Source organism: Streptomyces sp. NPDC053513 (genome assembly GCF_044544765.1).
GTDB classification, from domain to species: Bacteria; Actinomycetota; Actinomycetes; order Streptomycetales; family Streptomycetaceae; genus Streptomyces; species Streptomyces litmocidini.
The window spans coordinates 81,405-91,255 of sequence record NZ_JBITXP010000030.1; the positions used below are offsets into that span (position 1 = coordinate 81,405).

A 9,851-nucleotide genomic window follows, 5' to 3' on the forward strand; every position below is an offset into this window, starting at 1 on the left:
CAAAGCCAACGCCCTGTGTCCTGAGGCAGAAGTCCTTCGACGAGTCTCCGTCTCGCTCGACGGTCATTCCCGCTTTCGGTCGGTGCGCGGTTCGACTCGACATCGCCGACCGTAGCGACGGAGAGCGGGTGAACTGTTCGGTGTCTCGCGGTTCAGGTCATCGAGGGCGGCGGGGTATGGCGCAGGCTGGTGTTCCTCCCGGCAGTCGGTGGCGGTGGGCGGCGACGAGCCGGTAGACGCCTCGGGCCACCCGTCGTATGCCAGGCAGCAGAAGCACCGCGCCCAGCGGTGCCCAGGCCCCGCCCGCGCTCAGGAGAGCCTTCGCGACGGCCTGGGCACCGCCGTCCACCGCTCCGCTTGGCGTCACCCACAACACCTCGTACTCGGCACGCTCCTGAGTCACGCCGAGTGCGTCGAGATCCGCGAACTGCCACGGGACGACGTGGCAGCGGGGTCGTACACGCCGTTCGGCGAAATTCGCCGACGTCGTACAGAAGCCGCAATCTCCGTCGTAGACGAGCACAGGCCGGGAACGCATACCTCCATGGTGCTGCATCACGCGGCTGAGGACGCATGCCAGCTCTGACGCGCGTCGCGCCTCAGCCCACCGGCCTCAACCACGCGGCGTCGTCCGTCTGCCAGACTCGGACAGGTGACGGCTGATGCACGGCGGCCGGCCCGCAGCCCTGACGGCCGGTACGTGATCGTCAACGGCAGACGCTGGCGGGCCACGGATCCCGATGTTCCCCCGGACATCGCTGCACGGCTGCGTTCCCACCTGATGGCCGCGCGCCGTGCCGTGGCCACTGCTCGGCGTGCCCAGGACGCGGAGGCCGAACGCGTCGCCCGGGTCAGGGTGCATACGGCGAAGGTCGCCCTGGGGGAGCGCGGCACGCCGTGGTGGGACCAGCAGGAGACGGAACGTCGCGCCCGCTGGAGCGAGGGGCTGGCGGCACTCGACCAGGGCACCGATGCAGGATGAGCCAGGCTCGTCGGCCGCCGTGATGGTGGTGCTCGAAGGTCACTCAAGCCAGCCGCGTCGACGTACGCGGCCATACAGTCTCGTCGTTGTCAGCCTGGCGCTCCCTTCGGTCTGCGGTGGGGGAGAGGTTGATGGCGATGCCGGGTCGGCGATGCGTACTCCGACTCGCATTCCAGGATTGTCAGCGGATGCTCAAAGGCCACGGCCTGTGGCCTTTGAGGAGGGTGCGGGCACACGGTGTCCTCGTGCTGGTCTCGTCGCTGTCTGGCCGTTTTCGCTCTGGTAGCCCTCGGTGCGGAGAAAGGCGTGCGCGCTTAGAATCGTTCCTGGAGAAGTTGTTGAAAATTTAACAGTTTCCTCTCGAGGGCTCATCGCTTATCCGCAGGCATGGTTCGCGGCGCTTCGGTGAAGGCCCGGCGGGTCAGGGTGTAGGCGAGGCGTTGGTGAGTGTCATCCAGCCCTGGACCGTCTTGTGGTGTGAGCCGCTCGCCGTGCTTGTCGCCACTGCCTGCGCGTCATCGGCGGTACGGGGTGTTCCTGCTCGGGTAAGCAGGGCGAGCGGCCACTCGGGGCCTGCCTCGACAGCTTCTTGGTCGAAGGGAGTCCAGTCCCAGGCCCCGCCGAACCGCCATGCCCGACCGGCGGCGTCTGCGATCTCGTCGCCCAGCTCGAGAAACGCGTAGGGGCGCATCAGCAGGTCGAAGGTGAAGGGGATGCCAGTGCCAGGGTGGAGACCGTACCCGGTGCCGTTGAGATGACTGTCGTCCGGGAACTCGCGATAGGACACGCCACGGGGCAGCACGCTTACAGTCAGATGCGGACGCGGCAGCCAGCCCGTCTCGAGCGGAGGGTCGTGGTGGTCGACTGCCGTCACGTGCATGACGGTCGGTGGCACCCCGACGCGGCAGATGTCACCCGCCTCAAGCTGCGCGGGCGGCGGCTCCGTCCGAAACAGCTCCAGCTCTGGGCCAGATGCCTGCCCGCCGGTGTCCACGCCCAAGGCCATGATCCCGTTCCAGCGTATGAAGTCACTGCCTGTGTCGATGTCCCACCAGGGCCACCGCACCGAAATGCAGTCCCACGTCACTTCCCGCTCGACTCTGGCCGGTGTGAAGGGACAGGCGACCGACAGCACGTCGCCGACTCGAAAATTCCCCGCATCTATCACTCGGCCAAGGTAGACAGGTCCACCTTGGCAAGCTGCGCCGGCCTGCCGGCCGGGCTGAGAACGGTGCCACGTACCCGCTTGGACAGGCCGGACAGGGCTGGACCCACATCGGGCAAGGTGGGGCCAAGGCCCCTGACGGGAATCTCCTCTTGTGCTTCCGAGCGGGGATCATGGGCGGCATGGAGCATTTTGCGCCGGTGAGCGTCCTTGCTCTCCGTCCTGTCCTTCCGCATCCGCAGGCGATCATGAAGGAGGCGGCCCTACGTCCTTTGATCGACGGCCGGGACGTGCTGGAGGAAATACATCCGGACGGCGATTCAAGCTGCTACCAGCAGAAGTGGCTCGGTTCACCGGAGACGTGGCCGCTGTGGGCCGCTCGTGAACCTCGCCGTGTCGAACTGTCGAACAATGACTGCGACACCGGTTGCTGCGGGGGAGTGTTCGTCACCATCCAGCGTCGTGGTGATCACGTCGAGTGGGTGAGCTGGGAGAACACCAACGACATCCGTGTCCCCATCCCTCCTGAGGTCCGCTTCGACGCCGCGCAGTACGACGCCGAACTGGCTCGGGTCGTAGCTGACCACAGCTGGGAGGAGTCCGTGGACACGGCGGCCCGTCTACTGGCCCACCGGATCGCCGCCACCGACTGGTACAAGCGGTGGGACTGCCAGCCGTTCGTGCACGGCATCCGTATTCAAGAGCGGGGAGAGTCTGCTGCAGTAGTTATGCCCTTCGTCGCCGGTCAGTTCGACGGAAGCGGTACGTACCGCTGTCACGTTATGTCCGTTTCTGCGCAGGAGCCCGTCGAGGAACAGGTACGGCGCTTCGTCGAGCAGATCACAGCCACCGACCCCCGCGAGAGCGCAGAAGGTCCCTGACAGGGCCCCGGGAGCCTCGCGCATCAGGGGGCGCTGATGGGCAGAGTCCGGGCGGGGGCTGCGCTGGGTGCTGGTGTCGGTGCGCCGGCCAGCTCGGTGCGGAGTTCGTGGATGACCTGGGCATAGACCGCGATCTACTCGCGGAGCCGGTCGTTGTTCTCCCGCAGGCCATGGGCGGCGGCTTCGGCTTCTACTGCGCGAGCGTGCAGATGCTGCAACGCAGGCGGGATGCCGTTCGCCTCGGACTTTCGGCTGGTGAATTCTTCTTTCAGGTCAATGTGCTTGTGCGCGAGGCCCAGCGCTTGACGCCTGCCTGGGCGGTGAGTTGCAGCGTGGCGAGCGTCCCAGTAGACCGGGTCAGACGGTCATCAAATAGCTGCTGGATCGCTGCGGTAATGGCGTCGTGTTCGGCGTCGCGGCCAGGGGCCATCGTGGGGTTCTCCGGTGTGGTCGTGGACGGTGCCGATGCGTTCCACGCGGTCGAGCTCGTGCTGTTCGCGGGCATGCCGGAAGGCGGGAGCCAGCGGGTCATTGACGAGCGGCCGTAGCCGCTGGAACTGGACGTATCCGTGTTCTTCGCGAACGGGGTGTCTCGCGGGACGGGGGATTCCGATGCCGTCAGCTCGTCACGCTCACCCGGATGGGTACGGGCTGTACGGTCAGCGCTTTGCCCGGATGAAATCGATTGGTGTGCCCCGCCGCCCGACGGGATCATGAGCTGCCGCCGTGCCGCGCCCGGGACGGCGGTCGTTCATGTGCCGCCCTGGGAGGAAACCTGTATGACCCTCGTGCCGATAGTCCGACGCGTGTTCGGCGACGGCCCTTTCGCCGAGATCGGAGAACCCGCTCTGGCCGTCGTTGACGAGTGCTCGCGGACGGTCGCTGTGGGTGGGGACCTCGGGCATGTCCAGTGGAGTGGCAGTGGGACCGCGGACTCCCGATGGACGGGGCATCGGATTGGTGTCTATGAGCAGGACGGGCTGCGGTGCCGGCGCCTGGTGCGGTCCTGGTACCCCGTTCGGTCTCTCGCCTTCCACCCGGTTCTTCCCCTGTTGGCCGTGGGCACGGGGCGCTACGACGGCGGCTACTCGTTCGAAGGCGAGCTGCTGCTGATCCACCTGGACTCCGGCGACGTGGTGTCCGCCCTGCCGTACCCGCGGCAGGTCATCAGCGCGGAATGGCGCAGCGAGACGGCACTTCGTCTGGTCTTGGCGCCGTGTGACGACTGGGAGAATCCGCAGGCGCATCAGCAGGGGCACGCGGTCGTTGTGGCGCGCTCGGACTGGGGTGCCGTCGGGCAGGGGACGATCGGTGCCGAGGAGCTGGCCGCCCCCGCGGAATCGGCCGTCCAGCCGGATCACAGCACGGAGGCCCGCCGAATCCTCGCGGACCTCGCGGCCTCGGCCGGCCGGCAGTGGTCCGTGCGCCGGCGCGTGTGGGCTGTCGAAGGTACGGAGGACGGCCGCGTGCTGGCTGCTCTGGACGGAATCCTGGCGGAGTCGTGGCTGCCGTCAGGAGACCTGCAATGGGCGGTCGAGGACGAGGAAGGCGGCCGGCAGCTGGTTCTGGCCTCCGACGGCGCATCGGTCTGGACCAACGCCGAACGCCGCAGTCGCCGCAAGGGAAGGCGCTGGGAGACGTCCGCCCCCCGAGTCGCTCGGATCGCCGTCGACACAGGGCAGGTGCTGGAGACCCTGAGCCCGGGCGGGTTCACCGTTCTCGTCGCAGGCGGCCAGAGGATGATCCTGAGGCCGGTGAACGGCCGCCGCAAGCATCCCGAACGCCTGGTGATGTTCGACCTGGACGGTCCGGTGAACGGTCCTGAGGTCGGCCACTTCGACCTGTTCAATCACTCGTTTGCCGTCCGTCGCGCGAGCCGCCCGTACGTCCTGGTCGGCACTGACCCGGACAAGCCGCATAGGGAAAAATGGGTCACCGCCCTGGGTGCCGATGGGACATTGCGGCCGCTCTTTCCGCACTCTTGGGTACCGGCAGAGCACCATTTCGGAGGTCCCGCAGTCGAAATCGGACAGTCCTTGGTCTATGCCGGTGCTGTCCACCACAGCCAAGGGCTCCAACCTGGTGGGGCCTACACAGTGCGGCGATCCCTGAACGGCTCGGTGCAGTGGCAGCACCGCGCCGATCGCCCCGCCACCGCCCTCGACACAGACGGGGACACCGTCTACGTGGCCGACAACTCCGGCGCTCTGACAGCGCTGGACGCCGAGGACGGCTCGGTGCGATGGAACACCGAGCTCGAGATCGAAGGAGTGCCCACCACAGCGCTGTCCCTCGCTGTGGCACCTCAAGGGCACTTGCTCATCGGGACCGTCGACGGCCGGATCCTGGAGTGTCCATCGCGGCCCTGACCCCAAGAGCGAAGCCTTTTACGCGGCGCGAACGACGTGCTGTGGGGGACTGGACCGTTTCCTTCGGATCACACGCCGTCGGCTCCAGTCGCGACCGCGTACACCGAACTCAGCCCAGAAAGTCGGAGGTGTCACTGCCGCGCGTCTCATACCATCGGCGCGCACCGATCCGTCGACTATCACCAAGGACTTTGTGAATCACTCCGATCTCCGCGCCAAGGCCTCCTCTCTCGCGGCCGGCATGGCCGCCGCCGATCACAGCCCGGACATCCAGCTGTCCCAGACTCGCCACCGCGTCGCCCTCGTGGCGAGCTGGCACATCGCACCAGGCTCAACGGTCCTCGAACTGGGCTGCGGTCAAGGGGACATGACCGCCGTCCTTGCAGAGGCGGTCGGACCTGAAGGACACGTCGTGGCCATTGACGTGGCCGACCCCTCCTACGGGGCGCCGGTCACACTTGGAGAATCGGCAGCCCGACTCACGGCGGGCCCTCTCGGGCCGCGCATCGACTTCCGTTTCGACACCGACGTCCTCGACCCCTCAGTCGACTTCCCCGAAAATACCTTCGACCACGTGGTGCTCGCCCACTGCTCCTGGTACTTCGCCTCGCTCGGACATCTACGAGACACGCTGACCCGGGTGCGGCCATGGGCGCCGCGACTACGGTTCACCGAATGGGACTTGACGCCTGCACCTGACGACCGACTGGCGCACTTCCTCGCGGTGCTGATCCAGGGGCAGGTCGAGGCCGCAGGGTCGCATGGCGAGGGCAACGTCCGCACGCCTTTCTCCCGTGAGGGGCTGCTGCGGCTCCTGCCTGAGGCCGGCTGGACGGCCGACGACAGTAGGTTGATCGATACCGAAGAGCTTCAGGACGGCGACTGGGAAATCGCGGCTTGCCTCGACCTGGTCGGAACGGAGGAGCGTCTGGCCGCGTTGCCCGAGCCGGTGCGACAGCTCGTCCTGAGTCAGGCCGACGTTCTCCGTGCCATCGCCAAGCCGCGCGGCAACCGCGCGCTCGCCGCGTATTCAGTCACCGCGCACTGACATACGGCCCCAGCCGCTGGCCTGGTCAAAGTTCAGCGCGATCGGTCAGCCCCCGACAACCTCCGCCTGGGCCGACACACCGACGAACAGAACCCCGCCCCGAGCTGGGGCTCGGTGAGCACGCCTATGACGGTCGAGGCTTTCGCCAAAACGGGATCTCCTTCTCGCTCGCGGTGAGGTGATGCGTGCGGCCAGGCAGACACCTCACGTTGCTATGTCGTCAAGTCGCGTGCTCCTGTCCCGTGTAGCGTGACCTGCCTATTCGAACGGGTGGGGGAACGATGGTCGACGTTGTGCGCGTGATGGAGGCGTTGGCCGAGCAGGGCGTCACGGTGCTCTTCAAGGCAGATGCGGAACGCATGCGTGATGGCGTCAGGCCGTGGACCTTCGTCGCGAACGGTGCCCCCTTCCATGAGGACCTGCTCGTGCGCACTGATGCGGCCTCGGTGGAGGCCTGCCTGAAGATCTGTCTGCCTCAGCTGCGTGACCGCGGGCTGATCATCCCTGAGTGAGCTGCGGCCCAGTCGGTTGATCTATGCAGCAGCGGCTTCTGTCGCGCCGGGTGAAACCGGAAAGGCCAGACTCTCATCGAAGCGTCGCTGGTGCTGGAGGCAGTGGTAGAGCTGGCCGATCATGCGATTGAAGAGGTTGCGCTGGGCGGCAGCGTGCCAGTCGCCTTGTTCGCGGCGGCGCCGGTAGTGGGCGTTGGCCCCGGTGGAGGCCCGGAGCGAGGCGAAGGCCCAGAGGTAGCCGGCGTGGTTGAGCCGGTCATTCTTCACCCAGCGTCTGGTGATGGCGGACTTCTTGCCGGAGGCCCGGGTGATGGGTGAGGAGCCGGCGTAGGCCTTCAGGCCGCGGGCGTCGGCGAACCGGGTGCGGTCGTCGCCGATCTCGGCCAGGACCCGGGCGGCGAGCTGGATGCCGAGCCCGGGGAAGCTCAGCAGGATCTCGGCGTCCGCGTGCTGCGGGAAGGCATCTTCGACGGCTTCGGCAAGCTGGTCGGCTGCGGTGCAGGCGGCGTCCAGCTGGATGAGGAGGGCGAGCATCTGCTTGCCAAGCGCGTCCTCGACCAGCGGCGGCTGATGGGCCCACTCGCCTCGGAAGACCTCGCGGAGGCGGTCGGCATCGGCTTCGATGCCGCGCTGGCGGCCGGCGCGCTTGAGCGCGGCCTGGATCTGGGTGCGGGTCAGCCGCGCGGCCCGGGCCGGGGTCGGTGCGGTCTTGAGGAGTTCACGGGCCTCGGGCCGGCACAGGCCGTTGGTCCAGGCGGCGAAGGCGGCCAGGGCGGCGGGGTAGTACTCACGCAGCAGGGACCGCAGCTGGTTGGCAAGCTGCTGCCGGTTCCACAGAGAGTCCTGCTGGGCGCGGGCCAGGACGGAGATCGCGCGGCCGAGGTCGGAGTCGTCGGGCAGGGGCCGGTGGGCGTGCATGTCGGTGCGGAGGATGTTGGCCAGGACCAGGGCGTCGCCGGGATCGGACTTCTTGCGCGAGACGCTGTGCCGGTCGCGGTAGCGGGCGGCGACCATCGGGTTGATCGCGAAGACCTTGCGTGTGCCGGTCCGCAGGACCGCGACGAGCAGGCCGCGGGAGGTCTCGATCGCGACCGGGATCGGGTTCTCGGCGGTGTCGCCGTACTCGGCGAGCAGCTCCAGCAGGATCTTGTAGCCGGCCGCGTCGTCGGTGATGTGCCGCTTGGCGAGCAGCTGGCCGGTGTCGTCGACCAGGGCGACGTCGTGGGTTTGTTCCGCCCAGTCGATTCCGCAGTAGCTCAAGGTTCCCCTGCCCGGAGTTTGGTGTTTGCGGGTCGTCAGGGGGACAGGGCCGCGCTTTGTCCAGGTTCCGGATCCTGCCTCGCTTCCGCCCGCGCGCCGGCACCCCTGAGCACGGCGACCGCTTCGTCGGCCATGGCCTTAGGCCATCCGGCAAGGACTGCGACCGGTGCCCGCCGCGCGAGGACCCTGCTGTGCCAGAGGCTCAGCCCTGTCACTTCACGGACAGCCCGCACCGCGTCCATCTCGTTCGGCCCGCAGTCGAGAAAAACGACGCTGTAGGACGAGTCGTCGCAGATCAACGTGAAGTACTCGGTGACGTTCTCGTCATCCATCTCGCCCCTCGGTTCCTCGATGATGGGGAGCGTACGTGCACGGGAAGACACCACGCATAGGTTTTCGGGCGCGTTCCCGGCTGCTTGGCATGGGTATGGGGTGGTGCGCGGCCGGCGCTGGCAGGTGATCTCCTGGCCATCGACGAAGTCCAACCGTCGGTTAGGTCCCGGACGAGTCTCCGGGCCGCCCCCAGACAGACCGGGGATGCAACCATTTCCCCCAGAGCTGGAACCCCCGGAAGCCGACCGCGCGCTTGGAGACCATAGAGGCTGGCACTGACAATGGCCCTGCCCCGTGGTTGGCCGTTGAGCGGTGAGTGTCTAACTGCGTGACAACGCAGGCGAGCTGGGGCGGACAAGTGCGGACGCCTGCGGACCGTCAGCCCAGGTGAGCGGTGCAGCAGCCCAAGGGAGAGGTCTCACCCGAGTTACTTCGGGGCGAAGAGGTCGTGGGTCACATCTCGCTACTCTGGCTCAGAAGTGCAAGGTCAGAGCCGCCTAGACTGCCAGATCGCCTTCCGTTGGAGGAGCCTCTAGCGGCTACGCTAGGCGCGTGATTGCCAGGGCAGCGAGCTGCGAGGTGGCGACAGAACTTGGGGGGCGGAGTGCAGCCGGACAGTGGCCTGGGTGTTGGTCTCAGCCCGAGGGAGGCAGCCGCCCTCCTGTTGGACAAGATTCGTCAGGGCAACGGCTACGCCCGCGGCAAGAAGAAGAGGTTCAGTCGAAGTGCCGTCGTCACCAAGGTGGCGACGCTTGTACTGTCCGCTGCTTCCACCGTCATCCTGGGCCTGCAGAACCTCAACGCGTGGGCTGGTCTGGCCTTGGCGTGTGTGGCGCTGGTGACGCTGCTGGGAGCCGTTGAACCGTTCTTCAACTGGCGCTCCCGGTGGGTTCTGATGGAGGAAGCGCAGTACCGGTTCCAGCGGCTTGCCGATGACCTCGAATACCTCGTGGCATCGACGTCCGCCGACGACCTCACGTTCGATCAGCTGAACGAGATCTTTGATCAGTATCAGGCGATCTGGGGCGACCTGAGCCGCACATGGCTGGAGCATCGTCGAGAATCCTCGCTGTCGACCAACGCTTAGACGTCGTTTCTTATGGCGTGATCGTTCGTTGATCCGTGCATGGCGGATCTCGTGGAGCGATTGGTGCCTGACGAGTTGTGGGTGCTGTTCCGGCGGGTGGTGCCGCCGACTGAGGTGATACGTCCGCAGGGCGGTGGCCGGCGCCGGGCCGGTGACCGTGAAGCCCTGGCGGCGATCATCTTCGTGGCAACGTCGGGCTGCACGTGGCGGCAGC

Annotated in this window: 12 protein-coding genes; 8 read left to right on the forward strand and 4 right to left on the reverse strand. The window is 67.1% G+C overall.

Annotation, left to right across the window (positions count from 1 at the left end; genetic code table 11):
• Nucleotides 1-157: 157 nt before the first annotated feature.
• Nucleotides 158-538: a thiol-disulfide oxidoreductase DCC family protein gene (locus tag ACIGW4_RS33270; RefSeq protein ID WP_399584937.1), complete on the reverse strand. Its 381-nt coding sequence runs from the start codon at nucleotides 536-538 to the stop codon at nucleotides 158-160.
• A 114-nt stretch (nucleotides 539-652) separates the two neighbouring features.
• On the opposite strand from ACIGW4_RS33270, the gene ACIGW4_RS33275 reads away from it, so the two are divergent.
• Nucleotides 653-982 carry a hypothetical protein gene (locus tag ACIGW4_RS33275; protein ID WP_399584940.1) on the forward strand — a complete coding sequence of 110 codons (330 nt, stop codon included), beginning with the start codon at nucleotides 653-655 and terminating at the stop codon, nucleotides 980-982.
• Between the two features lie 421 nt (nucleotides 983-1,403).
• Here ACIGW4_RS33275 and ACIGW4_RS33280 read toward each other — a convergent pair whose 3' ends face one another.
• Nucleotides 1,404-2,117, reverse strand: coding sequence for a hypothetical protein (locus tag ACIGW4_RS33280; RefSeq protein ID WP_399584943.1), 714 nt, complete (start codon nucleotides 2,115-2,117; stop codon nucleotides 1,404-1,406).
• A 212-nt stretch (nucleotides 2,118-2,329) separates the two neighbouring features.
• Here ACIGW4_RS33280 and ACIGW4_RS33285 point away from each other — a divergent pair, with 212 nt between their 5' ends.
• From ACIGW4_RS33285 to ACIGW4_RS33305, 5 genes are all read left to right on the forward strand, one after another.
• Nucleotides 2,330-3,028 (forward strand): hypothetical protein, encoded by a 699-nt coding sequence (locus tag ACIGW4_RS33285; RefSeq protein WP_399584946.1) that lies wholly within the window; start codon nucleotides 2,330-2,332, stop codon nucleotides 3,026-3,028.
• 107 nt (nucleotides 3,029-3,135) lie between these two features.
• Nucleotides 3,136-3,576 (forward strand): hypothetical protein, encoded by a 441-nt coding sequence (locus tag ACIGW4_RS33290; protein WP_399584948.1) that lies wholly within the window; start codon nucleotides 3,136-3,138, stop codon nucleotides 3,574-3,576.
• Nucleotides 3,577-4,086: 510 nt separating this feature from the next.
• Nucleotides 4,087-5,397, forward strand: a complete 1,311-nt coding sequence (locus ACIGW4_RS33295) for a PQQ-binding-like beta-propeller repeat protein (protein ID WP_399584950.1) — start codon at nucleotides 4,087-4,089, stop codon at nucleotides 5,395-5,397.
• 193 nt (nucleotides 5,398-5,590) lie between these two features.
• Nucleotides 5,591-6,445, forward strand: coding sequence for a class I SAM-dependent methyltransferase (locus ACIGW4_RS33300; protein WP_399584953.1), 855 nt, complete (start codon nucleotides 5,591-5,593; stop codon nucleotides 6,443-6,445).
• A 281-nt stretch (nucleotides 6,446-6,726) separates the two neighbouring features.
• Nucleotides 6,727-6,957 carry a hypothetical protein gene (locus ACIGW4_RS33305; protein WP_398708266.1) on the forward strand — a complete coding sequence of 77 codons (231 nt, stop codon included), beginning with the start codon at nucleotides 6,727-6,729 and terminating at the stop codon, nucleotides 6,955-6,957.
• Between the two features lie 21 nt (nucleotides 6,958-6,978).
• Here ACIGW4_RS33305 and ACIGW4_RS33310 read toward each other — a convergent pair whose 3' ends face one another.
• Both ACIGW4_RS33310 and ACIGW4_RS33315 read right to left on the reverse strand, forming a co-directional pair.
• Nucleotides 6,979-8,217: an IS110 family transposase gene (locus ACIGW4_RS33310; protein WP_399584957.1), complete on the reverse strand. Its 1,239-nt coding sequence runs from the start codon at nucleotides 8,215-8,217 to the stop codon at nucleotides 6,979-6,981.
• A 35-nt stretch (nucleotides 8,218-8,252) separates the two neighbouring features.
• A complete protein-coding gene (locus ACIGW4_RS33315; RefSeq protein ID WP_399584960.1) occupies nucleotides 8,253-8,549 on the reverse strand; it encodes a ribosomal protein L7/L12 in 297 nt (98 codons plus the stop codon).
• Nucleotides 8,550-9,214: 665 nt separating this feature from the next.
• Between ACIGW4_RS33315 and ACIGW4_RS33320 the strand changes: the two genes are divergently transcribed.
• Together ACIGW4_RS33320 and ACIGW4_RS33325 are read left to right on the forward strand one after the other, a co-directional pair.
• A complete protein-coding gene (locus ACIGW4_RS33320) occupies nucleotides 9,215-9,637 on the forward strand; it encodes a DUF4231 domain-containing protein (protein ID WP_399584962.1) in 423 nt (140 codons plus the stop codon).
• A gap of 39 nt (nucleotides 9,638-9,676) precedes the next feature.
• A partial coding sequence (locus tag ACIGW4_RS33325; protein ID WP_399584976.1) for a transposase occupies nucleotides 9,677-9,851 on the forward strand: 175 nt, incomplete at its 3' end.

Bases quoted from the DNA above. Each gene is read 5' to 3' on its own strand.
- ACIGW4_RS33270 (WP_399584937.1), bottom strand. From the start codon at position 538: ATGCGTTCCCGGCCTGTGCTCGTCTACGACGGAGATTGCGGCTTCTGT.
- ACIGW4_RS33285 (WP_399584946.1), top strand. From the start codon at position 2,330: ATGGAGCATTTTGCGCCGGTGAGCGTCCTTGCTCTCCGTCCTGTCCTT.
- ACIGW4_RS33305 (WP_398708266.1), top strand. From the start codon at position 6,727: ATGGTCGACGTTGTGCGCGTGATGGAGGCGTTGGCCGAGCAGGGCGTC.
- ACIGW4_RS33315 (WP_399584960.1), bottom strand. From the start codon at position 8,549: ATGGATGACGAGAACGTCACCGAGTACTTCACGTTGATCTGCGACGAC.